The following is a 21,206-nucleotide window of genomic DNA, read 5'->3' on the forward strand; positions in this document are numbered from 1 at the left end:
AGCCAGTCAGTAATACTTATTCTTCAATCGGCAAAAAAGTGTGGCGGGCCAGCCACACCAGCCAATGCTCTACCGGCGTTACCGTGCCACCTTGTAAATGCATCTGGCAGCCGATGTTAGCGGTGAGTAGTGTCGCTGGCAGACTTTGCTGCAAATGACCGAGTTTTTGGTCGCGCAGGCTACGCGCCATGGCGGGTTCAAAAATGGAATAGCTGCCGGCCGAACCGCAACACAAATGACTGTCGGTAATCGTGGGCAAACTGGCACCCAGATCGGTCAGCAAGCGCTGAACCGCATCGCTGAGTCCCAGGCCGTGTTGCAAGCTGCAGGGGCAATGAAACGCAATGGGCTCGGCGTTGGCGAGATCGGGCAACACATCCGGCTGTTGTGCGTGCAACTGCGCGATAACAGTCACTGGGTCACACACCTTGCCAATCAACTCCCGGTCTTCCGCCGTGAGCTGTTGCCCCAGAAGAGCCTCATATTCAGCCAGCTGCAAACCACAGCCGCTGGCAGTGGACACAATGGCCACGATGTCACCGCGCGCGGCGGCATCACGCCATTGCTGCAGATTTGCACGCGCCAATTCCCGCGCTTGCTGCTCGGCACTGGTGTGAGCGCTGAGTGCGCCACAACAACCGTGCACCCATTCCACCGCTACACCGAATTGCGCCAATAAATGCGACAGGGCGTTGTCGGTATCGGGGCGAAGGTGCGGCTGTACGCAGCCCGCCTGAATTAAAACCCGTGCGCCGGTCCGTTGTTCAAAAGCATCGGCAAACAACGGCGCCGGGCCCAACAGGCGCTGCGTGGCCACGGGCAATAATCCGGATAAGCTGCGCGCCAACCCTGTCGCCCACGCCAGAGGCCTGCGCGCTAATAAAAGGGTGCGCACCAGCGCTCGCTTTATTTTTCGTCGGCGGTTGGGCACCAGAGCATCCACCGTCTCGCGCCCGATCGCCAGCAGGTCATGGTATTGCACGCCGGAGGGACAGGTGGTTTCGCAATTACGGCAGGTCAGGCAACGATCCAGGTGCTGCTGAGTGGTAGGCCCGGCGCTGCCCGAAGCCAGCATTTCCTTGATGAGATAAATGCGCCCGCGAGGGCTGTCGAGCTCATCGCCGTTTTGCAAATAGGTGGGACAGGTGGAAGTGCAAAAACCGCAGTGGACACAAGCGCCGACAATGGCTTCTGCTTCGGCGGCTTTATCACTGGCCAGCAGTCCCGGCTGCACATTCAGTTGCATCTGGCCTCCATTGCGAGGTGCTGCTGAAACAGGACCGGATTAAACAGAGCGTGAGGATCAAACGCCTGCTTTAGCGCGGAATGCCAATGCGACAAACCTTCACCTAGAACCGGCACGCGGATACCGCGCCACACCCGCAATTGGCCGCCCTGCTTACACGCCCAGGATGCCAGCGCATGGTGATTGGCGTTTGCCAACCAGAAGCGGCGACCCTCCCAATCCACCATGGCATGATCCAGCCATTCGTCCGGCGGCAGTGGTTCGGGGAATGTCAGACTGGCGAGGCTGTCGGCCCGGAATACCGGCGCTTGCCAATGGCTGTGCACATCAAATTGTTCCGGGTCTGCTTCTGAAAAATCGTCGGGCAACGCTTTATCGATTGCGTTTAACGCCTGTGCGCGGCCTTCAAAGCGCAACACCATCTGGCCCTGCCAATAAAAACCACCGCGATAAAACGGCAATAATGCCTGGCAATGTTGCCAGATTCGCATCGCCTCCATCGGCGCTAGCCGGGCAACAAAACACTGGGTTAATTCCGCCAGCGGTCTGAGCTTCAGGCTCACATCCAACAACACACCCAGGCTGCCCATCGCGCCCACCTGCAGGCGGGTCAGATCATAACCGGCCACATTTTTCACTACCTGCCCGCCAAAACGAACGCGCTCGCCCAGTCCGTTAATTAACTGACAACCCAGCAAGCTATCGCGCAAGCCAAAACCAACCGAGCGCTCCGCGCCTTCCAGCCCCATGGCAATGGCCCCGCCGACGGTGCTGCGATTATCGGGTTGAGGCCATTCGGCCACCAGGCGCTGGCCCTGCTCCGCCAAAACGGATTGTAAATGGGATAAACGGGTACCGCCGCGCACGCGCACCACCAGCTCTTCCGGTTGATACTGGATAATGCCGCTGTGGTCGGCGCAGGGCAGTGCCTGCGCCGGATGGGTAATGCGCGTGCCATTGCCGGCAATGCGCAGCGCACTCAACCGGCCCGCAACCGCATCCACCACCGCTTCATTAACCGCGGCCACTAATGGCAAGCTCAGATCACTCATGCGCCGGCTCCCCGGCCTGACGCGCGCGCAACTGGCGATACTCCCGGCAGCGCGCGAGTGTGGGGACGTGCTTGTCCGGGTTAAACAATTGCTGCGGGTCCAGCGCGGCTTTTACCCGCAGGAACTGGCCGATTTCCGCATCGGAAAACTGCAGTGCCATCTGATCATATTTCTCCCGACCCACGCCGTGCTCGCCGGTAATGGTACCGCCCACGTCCACGCACAGCGCGAGAATATCGGCGGCCAGTCGTTCGGTTTTTTCCAGCTCACCGGGTAGCGAAGCGTCAAACAGGATCAGCGGGTGCAGGTTGCCGTCGCCGGCATGAAACACATTCGACACGCGCAAGCCATAGCGATCACTCAATGCCTGAATGCCTTCCAGCACATCGCCGATGCGGCCACGCGGCACAGTGCCATCAATGCAATAGTAATCCGGGCTCAGGCGGCCAATGGCCGGGAAAGCGCTTTTGCGGCCCTTCCACCAACGTTGTCGCTGGGTCTCATCGGCGGCCTCCTGCACACGCGCGGCGCCGCTGAGGGCCAATAGCGTTCGCACCTGTTCAAGTTCGGCCGCCACTTCCAATGGATGGCCATCCAGATCAATCAGCAACACCGCGTTAGCGCCCTGGCCATAACCCGGCTGACAAAACGCCTCGGCCGCCTGAATCGCAAAGTGGTCCATCATTTCCATGGCGGCGGGAATAATGCCGGCTCGGATAATTGCCGATACCGCGTCACAGGCCGGACGCACCTTGTCATACACCGCTAACAAGGTCCGGGTCTTTTCCGGCATCGGGGTAAGCGAAAGCGTAATTTCCGTCACAATGCCCAAGCAGCCTTCAGACCCGTGCACCAACGCCAATAAATCCATACCCGTTTGCTCGCCGCGGTGCGCACCCATGCACAGAATCTCGCCGCGGGCATCCACCAGTCGCAACGACTGCACGTTGTTGACGGTAACGCCGTATTTCAGGCAATGCACTCCGCCCGCATTTTCAGCCACGTTGCCGCCTACAGAGCAGGCGATGTGCGACGAAGGATCGGGCGCGTAATACAAGCCGTGCACCCGCGCGGCCTCACTGACCCGGGCGTTGACCACGCCGGGCTGCACGCGGGCAATGCGTCGTGTTGGGTCCAGTTCCAGAATTTCACGCATGCGACTGGTGACCAGAAGCATGCCATCGCGCTTGGGCAGGGCGCCGGCCGACAGCCCCGTACCCGCGCCGCGCGCAACCAAGGGCACCTGAAAGCGGGCAGCGGCTTTTACCACCGTCTGCACTTCCGCTTCCGATTCAGCCAACACCACCAGCGCCGGGGTCTCGCTGTACACCGCCAGCGCATCACAGGCGTAGACTGCACACTGCTCGGATTCCAACAATAACCGGTTTGCCGGTAGCTGTTGGCGCAAGTGTTTTATCAGTGCTTGCAGCTCTTGGGTCATTACACTTTCCAGATAATGGCGCGTTTGTACATTTGCCACAAAACGCCATAGAAAATCAACAAACAGGTCACTGCAAACGCCAGCGAGCCTGGGTAGGCACCCAACAAGGGCGCAAAGAACTGAGTATAGAGCCAGTGCTTGAGGCTCGCCTCGCCGGCGGGGATCATCACCAGTAGTCGCCCCACCACACCAGCAAGCATGAACAGCGCAATGGCATTCACACCAAATACCAACAGGGGCGACAGCCATCGCTGATGGCCACGGACATCGCACAGCCAATACAGACTGGCCAACAACAATTGTGAAACGCCGGCGGTTACCAGCACAAAGCTTGGCGTCCACAGGGCTTTATTGATTGGGCAAACGGGGTGCAATAACTGCCCCGCCACCAGCATCAATACGCCGCCGGCAAACCAGATTTCGAGTCGCGAAGAATGACCCGCTGCCTTTAATTGCAAACCCGCCAGTACGCCCAGCAATCCAGAGCTGATGGCCGGCAAGGTGGTGAGCAGTCCCTCCGGATCAAACGCAAAGGGTTGCGCAGTCTGGTAGTAAAGATGCTCGCGCCCTAACAATAACTGATCCAGCCAGGCACTGAAATGATTCCCAAACACCAGTTGGCCGCGATAAATTTCACCGGTGTCATCTGCATAGGGGATCGAGAGCATCAGGGCATAGGCCAGCCACATGAACACCAATGTCGCAAGCCACAATAACCACTGGCGCTTCTGACATAACCAGGCCAGGTAACAACAGGCCAGATACACCAGCGCGATGCGTTGCAATACGCCCAGAATGCGCACATCCAGTAGCTGATCGCGCCACCAACTGAATTCCGGTTTAGCGAAGGGAAAATAAAACAGCGCGAGAAACAAGCCCAAACCAAATAATTTCGCCGCCCGCAGCCAGGTGCTGCGACCGGGCAAGGCGAAGGTTTCACCTTTTTGCGCCAGCACAATGCTGAGCCCTACCACGTAAAGAAACAAAGGAAAAATCACATCAGTGGGGGTCCAACCGTGCCATTCGGCGTGCGCCAATGGCGCATACACATGCGACCAGCTGCCCGGATTATTGACCAGCACCATGGCGGCAATGGCCAGACCGCGCAACACATCCACGCTCATCAGCCGACCGGCCGGGCGCGCGGCCAGTATATGGTCGATATGATTCATTGTTCCGCGTAGATCAGATAGGGTTTGCGTTGCTCGCGAAAGCGGGCGATATCCTCAGCCCAACTGGCTTCAATCTGCGCCTGGGATTGGCCTGCAATAATGGCTTTGCGCAATTTATCGGTGCCGGCGAGCTTGTCAAAAAATGCGGCGCGGGTAAAAAACGCGTCACCCTGTGCGCCCAGGCGTTGATACCAATTCAGCAGATAGCTCAGCGAAAATTTCGACGACACCGGCACAGCTCGCAGATCATCGCCGCGCAGCATCACCCCATTGTGCTTCGGGTTTTCCGAGGCACCGGGTTTGGGTACCGGCGTGAATTGAAACTGGCCGTTGCCATCCGCAGGATGCCCCAGCACCTGAAACGGAAAGTCCGTGCCACGCCCCACACTCACATCGGTGCCTTCAAACAAACCCAGCGAAGGATAGAGTCTCACCGACAAGGCATTGGGCAAATTGGGTGATGGGCGTACAGGCAATGTATAAGGCGTGTTGCGATTGTAGTGGGTAACTGCCCGCACACTCAGCTGGCATTGTGCGCCGCCGTCCAGCCAGCCTTCACCGTTAATCATGCGCGCCAGCTCACCTACCGTGAGGCCATGCACCAACGGAATCGGGTGCATGCCCACAAAACTTTTAAACGCCGGCTCCAGCACCGGGCCCGCCACCTGATCGATCAGCGGATTGGGTCTGTCCAATACCAACAAAGGCACCTGATGATCGGCGCAAGCCTGCATCAGATAGTGCAGTGAACTGATGTAAGTGTAGTAACGCACGCCCACATCCTGGATATCGAACACCAGCAGATCCACGTCGGTAAGATCTTCAGCATCGGGACCGTATTTTCCGCCATAGAGCGACACCACCGGCAAACCGGTCATTGCATCGCGGCCGCCTTCTACCACACCGCCGTTTTCCACATTGCCGCGGATGCCGTGCTCGAGTGCGAACACTTTCTGCACCACCACGCCGCGCGCCAGCATGGCATCAATCAGATGCTGATCGCCCACACGCGAGGTCTGGTTAACCACCAGACCCAGGCGCGTCTGTTTCAGATAATCTTCAGCAAAATCCAGTTGGGCGGCACCCACCACCGGGTGCGCACTGACCAGAGATGACAATAAAACCGAAACGAGAAAAAGCAGCCAGGCGCGCATTATTGATTCCAATACAGGGTCTCGCCCTTGAGCATATCGTTAAACGACTCGCGTTCGCGCGCCACGGTATACGCCTCACCGGCAATCACCACTTCCGCCGCCCGGGGCCGGGCGTTGTAATTGGAACTCATGGCAAAACCGTAAGCGCCCACATCGTGCACCAATAGCAGATCGCCTTCATCCAAGGCCAGCTTCTGATCGCGCGCGATCACGTCGGCCGATTCACACACGGGCCCCACCAGTTCGCACGCGCGCGCCGGTTCGGTACAGCCACTTTGCAACACACTGATGCGATGCTTAGCGCCGTACAATGCCGGCCGCAAGTTATCGTTCATGGCGGTATCCAACACCACAAAGCGCTTTTCCGCCGTGTCTTTAATGCACAGCACTTCGGTGATCAACACGCCGGCATCGCCCACCAATGAACGGCCGGGTTCAATAATCAATTGCAGCCCACGCGCTGCCAGTGTCTCCCGGAACAGCGCCAGATAAGACGCTTTGTCGGGCAGGTTTTCATTGCCATAGGCAATACCCAGGCCGCCGCCCATGTCCACGTGGTTGAGATGAATACCCTGTTCGGCCAATTGATCCACCAGCGCCAGCACCCGCTCAAAGGCATCGGCAAAGGGCGCCAGTTGGGTCAGCTGTGAACCGATATGGCAGTCCACACCCACGATGCGCAGATTCGACAATTCTGTAGCCAATGTGTAGCAGGCCAGGGCCTGATCCATGGCGATGCCGAATTTATTGTCTTTCATGCCGGTGGCGATGTAAGGATGGGTTTGCGCGTCCACATCGGGATTCACCCGGATGCTGATGGGCGCGACTTTACCCAGATCTACGGCCTGACGACTGATGCGGCGCAGTTCCGATTCGCTTTCCACATTAAAACATTTAATGCCCATATCCAGTGCCAGGCGGATTTCCGCATCGGATTTGCCCACGCCGGAAAACACCACCTTGGCCGGGTTGCCGCCGGCGCGCACCACGCGCAACAATTCACCACCGGAGACAATATCAAAGCCCGCCCCCAGCGCCACTAAATGACGCAATACCGACAGATTACTGTTGGCCTTCACCGCATAGCACAGCAGGTTGCCGTCACCCAAAGCGTTGGCATAATCGCGATAATGCTGGCTGATTTTATCCAGGTCATACACAAAGGCGGGCGTACCTACCTGATCGGCAATGGCCTGATACAGAGCTTGGCGATCGAGAGACGCCGGATTGATCCGGACAGCAAAATTCATGGTGCAGCACTCACGGGTTGGGAAAAGTAGGTATCGGGGTAAGGCTCGGGCTTGAAGGTGTAATGCCACCACTCCTGCGAATAATTCACAAACCCCTGGGCCGTCATGGCCGCCAGCAGCAGGTCGCGATTGGCGCGCACCGTCTCACTCACGGGTTCATAAGCGGTGGCAGAGCTCACATCCATAAAATCAAAACCGGTGCCCATATCGAGCGCTTTGCCATCGGCCAGACGGTACACACTCAGGTCCACGGTGGCACCACGGCTGTGGCCACTGCGTTCGGCAATATAGCCGCGTTCAAATAGCAGCGCTTTTTCTTCGTTCGGGTAATACAGCGGTTTGGTGGTCAGATCCTCGGGGCTCGCAGCCCAGCGGACAAAATGATTCACTGCGGTTTGCGGCCGGTAGCAGTCAAAAATCAATAACCCCAGGCCCCGCTCGCGCAATCCTGCCGCCACTTTCTGCAGCGCCTCAGCCGCCGGCCGGGCCAGCCAACAGCTGGGGGCGAGGTAACCATCCAACCGCTCCCCTACCAGGTTGTCGCCGGTAAAATATTTGATATCGAGCTGAATGCCTGCACCAGAGACGGCCACAAAATCCGGCGCCGGCGGCTGGTCGGCACAACCACTCAAGCCCATGGCAATCAGTAAAAAAATGATCCCGGTTTTTACGGGCTTCAGCCCGGCGCGCTCGGCCATTCGATAACTCCTGATCGTTTTACAACATCACCAACGCCACGGCCACAAAACCCACCGCGCTGATGGCGCCAGCAATCAGGGCATAGGGCAGCTGGGTGGACACATGATCCATATGGTGGGTGCCGGCCGCGAGGCTGGACACAATGGTGGTATCGGAAATGGGCGAGGCGTGATCGCCGAATATGCCGCCCGACAAGACTGCCGCCACAAATAAAGTGGGGTCTACATTCAATGCAGTGGCTACGGGAATGGCGATGGGCATCATGATGGAAAAGGTGCCCCAGCTCGAACCTACGGAAAATGCAATCACGCCGCTGACTAAAAAGAAGCTCACCGGCAACAACCAAAGAGGCACCGCATCGCCCACCAGACCGGCCACGTACACGCCGGTGCCCAGGGTTTTGGCCACGCTGCCGAGTGCGAGCGCCAACAACAGAATAATCGCAATGGGCAACATCCGGCCCGCACCTTCCATCCAGGTGTTGGTGAGTGATTCAAGATTCATGGTGCGCTGGAACAACACCAGAGCAGACACCACCAGCAGCCCGATCAGGCTCGCCCACAACACACTTTTGGAACCGCTGCCGGCAAACAAATCGCCATTGCCGGTAAAGTACAAACCCAACGGCATGGCGGCTATCAATGCCACTACCGGCAGGATCATGTTTTTTGCGCGCGCGGGCGCGTCGCCCAGGTCGGCGGGTTCCGTGATATTCAGACCACCCGTTTCGCCACTGGCGGCGCGGGCCTCGGCCGCCCGCATGGGGCCGATATTCCAGTTGCGCGCCACCACAAACGCAGTCAGCAACACGGCGGTAATGGCGTATAAATTCAGGGGAATGGTGGCGAGCAACACGCTCACCGGGCTGTCCACGCCCAAGCCGTCCAACAGCCCGAGATTAAACGCGCCCCAGGCATTGAGTGGAATCAGAATGCAAATGGGCGCCGAGGTGGAATCAATGATATACGCGAGCTTTTCGCGCGCCACGCGGAAGCGGTCAATCAATGGACGCGCCACGGTACCGGCCACCAGTACGGTGATATTGGACTCAATAAAAATAACGATGCCGATCAGGTAGGCCATCCATTGGGACCGGCGACCGTCGTTCACCCAGCGCGCGCGCTCCAGCCACTGCACAAAGCCGCGCACACCTCCGGACCGTTCCAAAGTTAAAATAAACGCGCCGATCACCAGCGTGAACACAATTACCCGGGCGTCGCCGGGGCTGGCCATGACGCCGATACTGCCTTCAATGGCGTCGGCCAGGGACGCAAACACACCCACATCACCCAGCAGAAAATACCCGAGCCAGACACCGGCAAATAGCGCCAGATACACCTGACGGGTGAGCAGTGCCAGACCAATGGCAACGAAAGGTGGCAGTAATGAGGTCCAGTTGGGTTCGTTCATGGTGGCGTCAGCATTCCTGTTATTGCTTTATCTGGATATCTGCGTGTGATTAATACTACCGGTGTAAGGCGTATTAACCAGTCAGCAGTCAACGGTTGAGCCTATAGGATAAGCAGGCTATTGATAAACCCCCTGAATGCGGGAGCCCGCAGAGGATTTTAACAGCCTGCTTGCCCCGTCAGCGCAATACGGCTTCGGTAAGGGTTAAACGGCCGCTATCGCCATCCAGTTCCGCCTGTCCACCCACGGGCACTATGGTCTGGTCTTTCACATGCCCGATCATCAGGCCGCGCACCACCGGTACCTTAAGTTGGCCAAAGCGCTGTTCGAATACCTGCTCCAGACTGAAAGTATTGCCGTCTGTGCCGGCGTCGGTGAATTTACCCAGCACCACCCCGGCCACCTGATCGAATACCCCTGCCAGCCACAGCTGGGTGAGCATGCGGTCGATGCGGTACGGGGCCTCGTGCACATCTTCAAGAAACAGGATCGCATCGCGGAAATCCGGCTGAAACGGCGTGCCCATCACGCTGGCAATCAAGGTGAGGTTGCCGCCAATCAAGCGGCCCCGCGCACGCCCCCCCACAAAGGTGGTGATGCGGTTGTCTCTTTCCACGCGGCCGGGTGCGGCATCAAATGGCGGCGCCTCGCCCAACGCCACGGGGTGTTGCGCCTGCATCATCACCTTGTTGAATTCAGCGTAGGTGTAATCAGTAAAATTCTGTCCGGCAATGGGGCCATGAAAGGTCACCAACCCGGTGCGCTGGTGAATCGCATTGTGCAAGGCAGTGATGTCGCTGTAGCCCAGCAGCACCTTGGGGTTTTTGCCAATGGTTTTGTAATCCAGCAGCGGCAGTATGCGCGGGGTACCGTAGCCGCCCCGCATACAAAAAATAGCATCCACCGATTTATCGCTGAACATGTCGTTCACGTCTGCGGCCCGCTGTGCATCGGTTCCCGCCAGATATTGATTGCGTGCGTACAAGTGCCTGGATTCTTTAACCTTAAAACCCAGCGATCGCACCACGTCCGCAGCAAAGCGTATGTCTTCGTTTTCCGGCGCATTGGATGCCGGCGTAATCAGGCCCACGGTCATGCCCGGTTGTAAACGCCGCGCCAACTGGCGCGCGGGCGCGCCACTGGCACCTGCCAAAGCCTGACTGCCCAGCGCACCCAGCAACGGTGCAGCGATCAAGGATTTCATTAACGTTCTGCGATGCATGGGAGCTCCATCATTTTTCTAAAAAAAGGGCCCGCAGCGCGGGCCCAATGTTTGCCTCGGTCATTCAGGCTACCAGCGTCCGGCTGGCAGCACCACCTGAGGGAGGAGGTGCCTGGATAGACTCCTTAGAAGTCAACACCGAAAGACAACTGCAGGCGGCGAGGACTGAAGTAGCTGCGCGCCTGCCCGAAGGTTTCGCTGTAATCATAGGGGTCGTAGTTGTAGCCGGTCTGACGATCAAATACGTTGAACAGATCAGCGCGGAACTTAAGCGTTACACCTTCATACACGGCAAAGTTCTGGGTGTAATTCAGATCCAGCTGCCAATGAGAGGGTGAGCGGCGACTACCCGCGTCTTCTGCATAGGCATTGGTGGTGTAGTAGTAGCTGTTATCCGGCAGGCCATAGTAGGCACCAGACCACTTCTCCCATGGCTGGCCCGACTGAAACACCAGATAAGCTCCGATATTGGCTTTCCAATCGGTAGTGTAGTAGCCGTAGGCTTTGAAAATATGTGGTCGATCCCCGCTCAGGGTACCCTCTTTGTGATCCCAGATGTATTTACCGGTATCGTCCGCAATGTAAGATGAACCCACAAAGTTATTGGCATCATTCACACCGGTGGAGTTGTCGGCATCGAAATTACCCCAGTAGCGGCTGCGAGTGTATGACGCGCTCAGATAAGTGCGTTCACCCACCCACTCGGCTTCCAGGTTCACTTCCCAGTACTTGGTGTAACCATCATCCATCTCGGCAATCACGTAAGATGAGCCGCCAATTTCTGCGCGCACGTCAGCGAGGTTAGGCACATAGTCACCACGTGCTTCAATGTGCGCCGGTACACCTCTGTCGGTATTCGCGTTGTAAGGGTTACCTTCACTCGAACGGGCATAGTTCCAGATATCTTCCCAGAAGTGCGAACCTTCACGGTAACGCACGTGCGCACGCACACTCAGCTGATCGGTCACGCCTTTGGTAGTACCGAAGGTGAATTCCTCGATAGTGCGGGGTTTCATGCCTTCCTGGAAGAACTTACCGCTGGATGCACGCTTCGGACGCGAGGCGATGTAATCACCATTTTCATCAAACTCTACCCACAGCTCACGTGCCAGGTTGCGGTCCCAGGACGCTGCACGTGGCAACGAGGTGGCTTCCGGGTTGTAGGTGGCATAGTTGGCGAATACAGTATCCTGACCGTTATAAGCCCAGGTTACGCCAAGGCGCGGCTGGATCATGTCTTTCCAGTCAACAGTGTACATTTTGTACTTGTTGCCGGTTGCCAACTCAAAGCCAGAAACGGTGCCGGCTTTTTCACGCAAACCCTGCCCGTACAATTCATCTTTTGAAATCAGCACACCGATGTTGTAGGTGAAGTTTCCATGCGTAATGGTGTCATTTAATTCCAGATTGTAATTTTCAATGTAGGAATTGATTACCGGTACCACTTCACCGCTATCGTCAACCAAGCTCTGCTGCTGAGTCAGTGTCTGATAGAACACCGGCGTTGCGCCTGCATCAGAACCGGCTTCCAAACCACCAATGTATTCAACCGAGCCCCAACCGTTCGAGAAGCGGCTTAGCTCCTCTTTGGCACTCGAATATTTGAAACCCACATGCAGTTCATGGGTAGTAGACCCAAAACTCAGTTCATGATCCAAAGCAATTTCAAACGAATCACGGAAGAAGTTTTGGTTGTTGATGGACGAGTAGCCACCCACAGCACCGCCACCGGTTTTGCCATTGGTGCCGTCGTAACCGTATTGATTGATCAGCACCTGAGCCTGAGCGTTGTAAGCCAACTCCTCTGGCGTAGTGGCGTTATCCAGCAATGTGGGCACAGTGAAATAGCCCATTTGATCCAGATTGGCCAAATCCAGCGAGGCACCGGTACTAGGTACAACCGCCAGCAGGTTATCGGGCAGGCTCGCAGTTTCCAATGCAAAGCTGTTGTATGCAAAGCTCAGGGTAGTATCGGGCGTGATGATCCAGGAGCCGTCAAAAGTCAGAATATCCTGATCGGCTTTTTCGCCCAGAGACACATCATCGCGCTCAAATTGCCCCACAGACAAACCCTCACCCAGACGATCTGACGTACGGTAGCTCAGGTTCAACAGCACATAATCGATCGGCGCATAGGTCAATTTGCCAAAGTATTCATCGCGCACACTGCGATAATCTTTTGCAGGGCCATAAGCGGTTTCTTTGTTTTCACGGGTGACTTCCGGGCGATAATAGGAACCGTAGAAAAACAGTTTATCCTGAACAATCGGCCCACTTACAGCGCCTGTAAACCAGCTCTGGTCCAGCTCATAAGTAGCGCCGTTTTTGATGTCCGATACAAAGGATTTGGGCTGAATTTTGTATTCCAGATTACCGTGAAACTCATTGGTACCCGATTTGGATTTGGTGTTCATGGCAAAACCACCGGCGCGGTTAAAGCCGATGGCCGCCGCACCGCCGCGCTTAATCGACACCATTTCCACATCGTGCGTGGAAGGTTCGGACGCCAGATTACCAAACAAAGGAAGAGAAACGTCTACGCCGTCAAAACCATAAGAGTTATCAACGCCTGAGCCACCAGCGGACGGGCCCAGAACAGAATTTTCAGAGTACTGTACACCAGGGATCAATTTCATCAGGTCGCGGTAGTCCTGTCCCACCGGCACACCTTCAACCACATCTGCGCCAATCGCATTGGCGACAGAAGCGTTACCAGCCAGATTAATCGCCTGCCCCATCACGTACACTTCTTCCATTTCAGCCGCATCCAACTGGCTGTCGATGACCATATCCACGCGCGTGGTTTGCTCCAGCAACACTTCGGTGTTGACAGTGCGCACACTGCCATCGGCGGCTTCAAAGGTCAGCAGGTATTTACCCGGCACCAGCAGCGGCAGGTTATAACTACCGTCGCCCGAAGTGGTTACGGTACGCGCCTTCGGCATCACGTTACTGGTGGCGGTAACTTTCACACCTTCCACCTGGGCACCGGCTTCAGCACTCACTTTACCTTTGATACCACCGGCAAGCTGGGCCTGCGCAGGCAGCGCCAATAATGCGCCTACCATCACCGCCGCCGAATAGGCTGCAGGCTTACTGATGGCGTTACGGGTTGCTGTGACGAGGCGCTTCAATTCGAAACCCCGGGGATGACTAGACATATCTCTGTCCTCTGTTGTTATTGGTTCTGAGAGCGACCCACCCTACCGCTTGACGTAGCCACTGCTTACGAATAATTTATCAACATTAAATATTCCTGTAAATATAAATTATTCCTCAATGAAGAATAATTTATTAATCCGACGAGATTGCCATGAAAAGCGCCCTGGCCTTGCTGAGCCTGTATTGCAGCAGTGTATTTGCCCTGGACCTGACCCAGTTGCAGCAACAAATTGATCAGGGGCACTACCGTCAGGCCCGTATCGCCATTCAACTGGCACAGAGCCAACGGCCGGCGCCAGACCTGCAAACCCGGCTGGGCTTTGAGCTGGAGCGCATGCGCCGGATAGAAATGGAGTTCACGCTGGATGAAGCCGGACTCAAAGCCAGCGTGACCCGCTACCTGCCCACGGTAACCGACACGCAATTCCGGCAATGGCTCAGCCAGGGCCGATTCGAATATAAGAACATAGATGGCGAACGCCGTTATTTTGCCCGCGCCGCCTACAACCTGTTCCAGACCGATGAAGCGGCCCGCGCTCTGCTACCCGATCACCAACGCTTTACCGACAAAGCCCCGCTGTATTGGCTGCACCCCCATCATGAGGCGGTATTGCAGGCAGAAACCCCGCCCAATCGGCAATTTGAAGTGACTTATTCGCTCACCGTTAAAGCCGATGCCGTGCCTGACGGCGAACGGGTGCGCGTGTGGTTGCCGTTTCCACAGGAATTACCCGGCGAACAGACCGGCGTAGAACTGCTCAGCACCAGCCACACCGGCTTTCAACTTGCCCCCAACGGCACCCCTCAGCGCACGCTGTATATGGAGGCGGTGGCCCGCGCGGGCGAGCCCACCCACTTCAGCCAGCGCTACCGGTTTGTGAGTCACGCCAAAGGCGCCACAGTGGATGCCGATGCGGTTGAGCCACTCGCGCCGGCAGACCCGGCCCGCGCCTGGTTGGGTGAGCGCGCGCCACACATCCAGTTCACGCCAGCGCTCAAAGCCCTGTCGGCCCAGCTGGTGGGGCTGGAAAGCAATCCCTACCGCATTGCCCAGCGGCTGTTCGCCCACGTAGACAGCATTCCCTGGGCCAGCGCGCGCGAGTATTCCACCATCCGCAATATCAGCGATTACGCACACCGCATGGGCCACGCCGATTGCGGTCAGCAAACCTTGCTATTGATTACATTGTTGCGGCTTAACGGCATACCGGCACGCTGGCAATCGGGCTGGGAGTTCGGGCCAGGCAATTTTGACACCATGCACGATTGGGGCGAGTTCTACTTACCGCCCTATGGTTGGCTGCCCATGGACGTCACCCACGGCCAGCTGGAAAGTGATAACCCGGCCCTGCGCTGGTTTTATCTGGGCCGGCTCGATGCCTACCGGCTGATATTCAATACCGATTACAGCCAGCCCTTAGTGCCTGCCAAACAGCACGTCCGCTCAGAAACCGTGGATTCACAGCGCGGCGAAGTGGAATGGCGCGGCGGCAACCTCTACTTTGAGCAGTGGCGCTACAAGATGGAGTGGCAACTGGTTGAATGACACAAGGGGCTGCGCTAGTCTCAATCAACCGCAGCCCAACGATGTCACGCCGTGCTACAACGAATTACCTGCATTGCCCTGTGCACGCTCCTGTGTGTGCTGTCTCAGCCAGGCGCTGCTACCGCACCCCAACAGCCGCTGACCGTGATAGTCCCCACCCGGGATGTGTCGACGGTGGCAGACAGTGAATTTTTCTTTCCCCTGCTGAGGCTGTGTCTGGAAAAAACCGTGCCTAGCCATGGCCCTTACCAGCTCGAGTACTACCCCAGCGCCCAATCCTCCGAACGGATTATTTCCAACATGATCAAGGGCGGGCCGGTCAACACCATGTGGACATCCACCAGCAAACGCCGGGAACAGCAGCTGGATTTCGTGCCCATCTCACTGCTCGGCGCACTCAGCGATCACCGGGTATTGCTGATCCGGCTGAACGATCAGGCCCGCTTTGACGCCATCGCCAACCTCGAACAATTACGCACGCTCAAAGCCGGCATCGGGGGGCATTGGCCCGACGCCAGATTACTGAAGAACAACCAGATCCCCACGGTAACGTCGATCTACTATGAATCCCTATTCAAGATGCTGATTGCCGGCCGGTTTGATTACTTTCCACGCGGCCTGTTTGAGGTGAAAGACGATCTGGATTTATACAGTGAAGGCAAGCTCACCATGGAATCCGGCTTGCTGTTGCACTACCCGGCGCCGTTTTACTTTTTTGTCAGCCCCAAGCATCCCGAGATCCGCTCCCGCATTGAAGCAGGCCTGGCGCGCGCCATGGCCGACGGCAGCTACCAGGCGCTGGTAAACCGCATGCCCGCATTCGTGTTTGGCCAACAGATCCTGAATCAATCGCGCACGGTGATTGAGTTGGTGCCGGACTACCGCTGAGCCGCCAGCCAACGGCGATGATCGGAGAAGTGCGCGCGCGCCAGCTGTTCACATTGATGACGGGCCGAATCGCCCACGCTGTTGTCCGCACATTGCACGCGGGGAAAACGCCCGAGACCTGCCAACAACACATACCAGCTGGGGCGCATATACACACTGCCCAGCGGCCCCGCTAACAGGCTGTGAAGATCCTGACCCTGATCCCAACGCGTCAGCAATGCGCGCAAGGCTTCACTGGCGCAGCGCGTGTCGCGCGCCGCCTGCCAATAAGGTTCGTTGCGCCCGGCCAGCAGATAGTGGCCCACAATATAATCCCGCACGCCATCGAACAGCCGGTTGATATGGGCATTGAACGACGCCACCTCCCGAGCCTGAATAAATAATTCAATGGTGGATTGCACCAGCATCAGCGCGGTGGCCTCCAGCGGCTCGACAAATCCCTGCGATAAACCCACCGCCAGACAGTTCCCCTGCCAGTGCTGATGCACCCGCCCCACCGGAAATTGCAGATGCCGCACCGGATGATCAGCGCCCACCCCCGCGTGAGCGCGCAACTCGGCAGCCGCTTGGTCGGGCGCACAAAACCGGCGACTGTACACATAGCCATAGCCGGTGCGCTGCTGCAATGGAATCTGCCAGGCCCAGCCGGCGGTGAGTGCGGTTGAGCGGGTGCGCGCGGGCAAACCTGGCAAGGGCACAGAATCCTGCAACACCACGGCCGCATCATTTAACAGTGCATCGGTGTAAGGGTGAAATCCCACACCCAATCCCTGCTGCAACAACAGGCTGCGAAAGCCGGTGCAATCCAGATAAAAGTCCGCCTTGCATTCCGTGCCATCGGCCAGCGCGAGGCCGGTGATTCTCTGATCATCCGTATGGACCGCGGCTAGCTTTACCGGGCGATACCGCACGCCCCGGCCACAGGCGTGGCGACGCAGCAACGCACTCAGCTTGCCCGCATCAAAGTGATAACCGTAGTCCACCTCGAACGGCAAAGCGTTGGCAGGCGCTGCCGCCAACCCAAGCTCGGCCACCTGTGCCGCCACAAAATAATCCGCTGGCCGCGCATCAACCGCAGCACCCCGGCGGCGCCTATCAGCCTGATGAAAAAATGCATCGCCGGTGTTGAGATCAAGCGCGGAAAAAAACGGGTGAAAATAATCGGGTTCACTGGCAGACCAGCCATCAAACAGAATACCGGCTTTGTAAGTGGCATCGCAGGCGGGCATCCAGTCGGATTCGCAGAGCCCCAATCGGGAAAAGAACCGCTTCAGCAAAGGCGTCGAGCCTTCACCCACGCCAATGGTGGGCGTATCCGGATCTTCAATCAGGGTAATGGTGCAGGCATCGCCCCAGGCGGCCTGCAGCAAACAGGCGGCCATCCAGCCTGCCGTGCCGCCGCCCACAATGGCGAGTGAACGGGGTGGTTTCACGAGTCCAGCAGCAGGCCTGCAATCAGGCTTTCCACCAAATGCATTTGCGCCGAACGGAACAACAGGCGCTGCAACACCCGCTCATCTTCCGAGGGCACCACAAACAAATTGATGTCCGCGTGCATACTCACGGCGTTGTGGTTGTAGCGCGTGAGGCTCAACACCTGAGCGCCGCGCGCGCGTGCCGTGCGGGCCACTTCGGCCAGCGGCTCTTCTCGGCCGAAATCACAAATAATGCACAGCACATCGCGCTCTTCAATGCGCGCAGCCACCTTGCGTTGTAATTCCAGATCCTGATCGAACACCGTCCAGTAGCCCAGCTCTAACAGCTGCAGCGCCAGAAAACGCGCGACGGACACAGACCCTGAACAGGCGGCAATCTGAATGCAGCGGGCGCCGCGCACCGCCTCCACTGCGCGCTGCAGCTCGGCGATATCGTTGATGCGCACGGTGTTTTCCAGCGCTTCCAGTTTTTTCTGGCCGAGTGCTGAGAGCGCGGTGCCGGGATTGGTGAGCAGGCTCACCTCGCCGCCTTCCGGGCGCGTTTCCTGGGCATAGGTTTCATACACCGCCAGCTTCAGGCTGGGGTAACCCTTGTAACCCATTTTCTGGGAAAACTTCACCACGCTGGATTGCGACACACCCACGGCATCGGCCAGCTGTTGCGAGGAGTAGTCGCGCAACAGCTGGGTATTTTCCAGAATAAAATCCGCCAGCTTGCGTTCGTTAACCGATAACTCATCGCGCATGGCCCGCATTTTTAACAGGCAACTCATGGCATTGTGTCCTTAATCCAGCAGTTGCAGGCCGTCGATGCGTTCAATGCCGAGGCCAGGCGTCTGGTTGAGAATAATATCGGCGTCTTTGTAGCTGACACCGCCAATCACCGGATCATATTGGCACAGGGAGGGTACGTCCAGATCCACTTTGGTGACCACGCCCGATTTGGCCGCCGCCACGTGTGCCGCTGCCGACACCCCGATACTGGTTTCCAGCATGCAGCCCATCATGCATTCCACGTCGTACACGCCGGCAATATCGGCAATGCGGATGGCGTTGGCGATGCCGCCGGTTTTCATCAGTTTGATGTTGATGATATCGGCCGCGCGTTGGCGGATCAGATCGATCACTTCGATGGGGCCGAAGGTGCTTTCATCGGCCATGATCGGCGTGTGCACCCGCTCGGTGATGTAGCGCATACCTTCCAGATCGTGTGCGCGCACCGGTTGCTCCACCAGTTCCAGTACCACGCCGGCATCTTCCAGCGCGCGGATCGCGTGCACCGCCTGCTTGGGCGTCCAGCCCTGATTGGCGTCCAAACGCAACAGTGCACGGCCTTCGACCGCGGCATAGATCGCTTTGATGCGCTCCATGTCCAGGCGGATATCTTTGCCCACTTTGACTTTGAGGATTTCAAACCCGCGCTCTACCGCACGCTGGGCGTCGGCCACCATCTTGTCGATGTAATCCACACTGATGGTGATATCGGTGGTCATGCTGTTCTCCCCACCGCCCAGAATTTTGTACAAAGGCGCATCAAAGGATTGGGCAAACAAATCGTACAAGGCAATTTCCACCGCCGCCTTGGCGCTGTAATTTTTCACCATGGCCGACTGGATAATCTGGGTGAGCTGGTTCAGTTCGCCAACATCGCGGCCGATCAGCAACGGTTTGAACACGGTATTGATCGCCTCGATCACCGAGCCGTGGGTATCGCCGGTAATGGCGGCGGTGGCCGGCGCGTTGCCGTAGCCCACGCGGCCACAATCGGTTTCCATGAGTACGATTACGTCTTCAACGCAATCCACCGTGCGGATGGCCGTTTTGAACGGCGTAATCAACGGCACCTTGAGCTTGCCGAGCCGGATATTGGTAATTTTCATCAATTGCTCTCACTCACTTATGGTTTTGATCGCATAGATTGCGTCAATAAAATCCTGTTGTTCATTCAACCGCAGCGGCTTCAACGGCGTCACCGACACACCCGACAAGGTGCCGGTGTACAGTGACTGCTCACCCGCTGCGTTACCGGTGAAATAACTCAAGCCGGTGACATCGTGGATCACGTAGGGCTCACCTTTCACCTCACCGATGTACAACATCACATGGCCGGGGATATAAATCAGATCGCCAATGCGCAACTGTGCAATGGCGGCCAGCTTTTCATCGCGACTGCGGCCATCCAACCACACGCCGGGTGCGAATTTACTGCGCCCCTGCTGGCCCGAATTGCGCGGCATCAACAAGCCCATACTGCGATACACCTCGCCCACAAAGCCGGTGCAATCGCGGCCGTAATAATCGTGCCCCCAGCCGTAACGCTCACCCAGAAATTTGAAACTCTGGCGCAGGATGTTGGCTTCCGTTAACGGCAGCGCGCCCGCCTGTACATCCTGCGAACGCGCGATCAGCGTGGGCACCAGCGCCAGGCTGCCATCGGCATTGCGCACAGGCAGTTGCACAATGTGGCTGGCATACGGGTTCTGGCCATTGACCGAATGCCCCACTTCGGCTGCGCGCAAACGCGGCAAGCTCACGCCCATGTCCAACAGCACGCGCGAACTGCGCGGCTCTTCCGGGTTGAAGTTGGTGTGCACCTGCGCGCCGGTAATCATCAAACGATCAGGCGCATTCACAAATGCCGCCACCTGTTCGCGACTGGCTTCGGCCACGGCAGATTTACGAATCCAGGCGGCGTAGTGATAGTGGCGCACAAACCACCAGTGACCGTCGGCGCTTTCATGCAACAGCGCTACCGCCTCGCCAGGGAACACACCGGATTCCTGAAACCGGTCCAGGTCCCAATCGCCTGCGGCTTTATAAATTTTTTCATCGGTGGGAAAGCTGCGCAGCGCCGCGCGGGTTACCACCAGACCAAAACGCACCGGTATCTTTGCCGGCAGTTGCTCCGCGCGCGCCGCCGATTGCCAGCGGGCCCAATCTGCCTCAGTGACCGCTTCGCCGGTGCGGAAAAAACGGGGGCTGCCGGCTTTGCTGCTGACGCCAGACAACCACCTGGCCAATTGCGTGCCCGACAGCGCATCACCGAGCGCTAACGGGTCCATCAGGTAAGGGTCGTCCGCCAGATTACGGGCATTCCACTGCGCCAGCCGCGCCGGACTCAGGCGCACACCGTCGGATGCCCCCGCCAGCCAATAGGCCGGCGCCAGCATGGACTCCTCCACACCTGGCACGTCGGTACTGAATGATTGCGCCACGGACCCGCAGGCCCAGGCCAGCAGCCATGCTGCCAACAGGGTTCTCATAATGTCGCCTTTAATAAATCACCCGCAGGCTCTGGCATTGGACAGCCTGTGCGGGAACATACAGCAAGAATACATTATTCATAGCACCACAACAACGAAGAATAATTACTTCAATGGAAATTTTGGTGGTTAGGCGCATCTTGTTGGAGCGCGGGGCGGCCATCCGCTTCCCAGCCGCGAAGGGTTTGGCACCTGGTCCATTCGCGGCTGGGACGCGGATGGCCGCCCCGCGCTCCCACAGGGAAGCGGATGCCCGCCCCGCGCC

The 21,206-nt window shown here is 57.7% G+C and carries 16 protein-coding genes; 2 read left to right on the forward strand and 14 right to left on the reverse strand.

All coding sequences use genetic code 11. The features are described from left to right. Positions 1-16: 16 nt before the first annotated feature. From glcF to M5M_RS07545, 10 genes are all read right to left on the reverse strand, one after another. The gene (glcF, locus tag M5M_RS07500; RefSeq protein WP_015046878.1) at positions 17-1,246 is read right to left on the reverse strand and encodes a glycolate oxidase subunit GlcF; all 1,230 of its coding nucleotides are present in this window, start codon (positions 1,244-1,246) and stop codon (positions 17-19) included. Beyond that, positions 1,237-2,298, reverse strand: a complete 1,062-nt coding sequence (locus M5M_RS19440) for an FAD-binding protein (RefSeq protein ID WP_015046879.1) — start codon at positions 2,296-2,298, stop codon at positions 1,237-1,239. The genes glcF and M5M_RS19440 overlap by 10 nt, the downstream gene beginning before the upstream one ends. After that, entirely contained in the window at positions 2,291-3,739 is a 1,449-nt protein-coding gene (locus M5M_RS07510; RefSeq protein WP_015046880.1) for an FAD-linked oxidase C-terminal domain-containing protein, read from the reverse strand. Before M5M_RS07510 ends, M5M_RS19440 begins: the two co-directional genes overlap by 8 nt. Continuing rightward, on the reverse strand, positions 3,739-4,911 hold the full coding sequence (locus tag M5M_RS07515) for an acyltransferase family protein (RefSeq protein WP_015046881.1): 1,173 nt from the start codon (positions 4,909-4,911) through the stop codon (positions 3,739-3,741). The genes M5M_RS07510 and M5M_RS07515 overlap by 1 nt, the downstream gene beginning before the upstream one ends. Further along, a complete protein-coding gene (locus M5M_RS07520; protein WP_015046882.1) occupies positions 4,908-6,065 on the reverse strand; it encodes an exo-beta-N-acetylmuramidase NamZ family protein in 1,158 nt (385 codons plus the stop codon). Before M5M_RS07520 ends, M5M_RS07515 begins: the two co-directional genes overlap by 4 nt. After that, positions 6,065-7,315: a diaminopimelate decarboxylase gene (gene lysA, locus M5M_RS07525; protein WP_015046883.1), complete on the reverse strand. Its 1,251-nt coding sequence runs from the start codon at positions 7,313-7,315 to the stop codon at positions 6,065-6,067. The genes M5M_RS07520 and lysA overlap by 1 nt, the downstream gene beginning before the upstream one ends. After that, complete coding sequence (locus tag M5M_RS07530; protein ID WP_015046884.1) at positions 7,312-8,013, reverse strand: M15 family metallopeptidase; 702 nt, start codon at positions 8,011-8,013, stop codon at positions 7,312-7,314. Before M5M_RS07530 ends, lysA begins: the two co-directional genes overlap by 4 nt. A 19-nt stretch (positions 8,014-8,032) precedes the next feature. After that, the gene (locus tag M5M_RS07535) at positions 8,033-9,424 is read right to left on the reverse strand and encodes a Na+/H+ antiporter NhaC family protein (RefSeq protein ID WP_015046885.1); all 1,392 of its coding nucleotides are present in this window, start codon (positions 9,422-9,424) and stop codon (positions 8,033-8,035) included. A 178-nt stretch (positions 9,425-9,602) separates the two neighbouring features. Next, positions 9,603-10,628, reverse strand: a complete 1,026-nt coding sequence (locus M5M_RS07540; protein WP_015046886.1) for a S66 peptidase family protein — start codon at positions 10,626-10,628, stop codon at positions 9,603-9,605. A 143-nt stretch (positions 10,629-10,771) separates the two neighbouring features. Further along, the gene (locus tag M5M_RS07545) at positions 10,772-13,807 is read right to left on the reverse strand and encodes a TonB-dependent receptor (RefSeq protein WP_015046887.1); all 3,036 of its coding nucleotides are present in this window, start codon (positions 13,805-13,807) and stop codon (positions 10,772-10,774) included. Positions 13,808-13,959: 152 nt separating this feature from the next. Between M5M_RS07545 and M5M_RS07550 the strand changes: the two genes are divergently transcribed. Both M5M_RS07550 and M5M_RS07555 read left to right on the forward strand, forming a co-directional pair. Continuing rightward, positions 13,960-15,354, forward strand: a complete 1,395-nt coding sequence (locus M5M_RS07550; protein WP_015046888.1) for a transglutaminase-like domain-containing protein — start codon at positions 13,960-13,962, stop codon at positions 15,352-15,354. 51 nt (positions 15,355-15,405) lie between these two features. Further along, complete coding sequence (locus M5M_RS07555; RefSeq protein WP_144062414.1) at positions 15,406-16,242, forward strand: substrate-binding periplasmic protein; 837 nt, start codon at positions 15,406-15,408, stop codon at positions 16,240-16,242. Here the strand turns inward: M5M_RS07555 and M5M_RS07560 are convergent. Genes M5M_RS07560 through M5M_RS07575 form a run of 4 tightly spaced genes read right to left on the reverse strand, consistent with a single transcriptional unit; the run spans position 16,233 to position 20,941 of the window. Beyond that, positions 16,233-17,675 (reverse strand): tryptophan halogenase family protein, encoded by a 1,443-nt coding sequence (locus tag M5M_RS07560; protein ID WP_015046890.1) that lies wholly within the window; start codon positions 17,673-17,675, stop codon positions 16,233-16,235. The two genes, M5M_RS07555 and M5M_RS07560, sit on opposite strands and share 10 nt — an antisense overlap. Continuing rightward, the gene (locus M5M_RS07565) at positions 17,672-18,451 is read right to left on the reverse strand and encodes a MurR/RpiR family transcriptional regulator (protein WP_015046891.1); all 780 of its coding nucleotides are present in this window, start codon (positions 18,449-18,451) and stop codon (positions 17,672-17,674) included. Before M5M_RS07565 ends, M5M_RS07560 begins: the two co-directional genes overlap by 4 nt. 12 nt (positions 18,452-18,463) lie before the next feature. After that, complete coding sequence (locus M5M_RS07570) at positions 18,464-19,558, reverse strand: dipeptide epimerase (protein WP_015046892.1); 1,095 nt, start codon at positions 19,556-19,558, stop codon at positions 18,464-18,466. Between the two features lie 9 nt (positions 19,559-19,567). Next, complete coding sequence (locus M5M_RS07575; protein ID WP_015046893.1) at positions 19,568-20,941, reverse strand: SH3 domain-containing protein; 1,374 nt, start codon at positions 20,939-20,941, stop codon at positions 19,568-19,570. Between the last annotated feature and the right edge of the window lie 265 nt (positions 20,942-21,206).

This window comes from Simiduia agarivorans SA1 = DSM 21679, assembly GCF_000305785.2.
In the GTDB taxonomy this organism is placed as follows: domain Bacteria; phylum Pseudomonadota; class Gammaproteobacteria; order Pseudomonadales; family Cellvibrionaceae; genus Simiduia; species Simiduia agarivorans.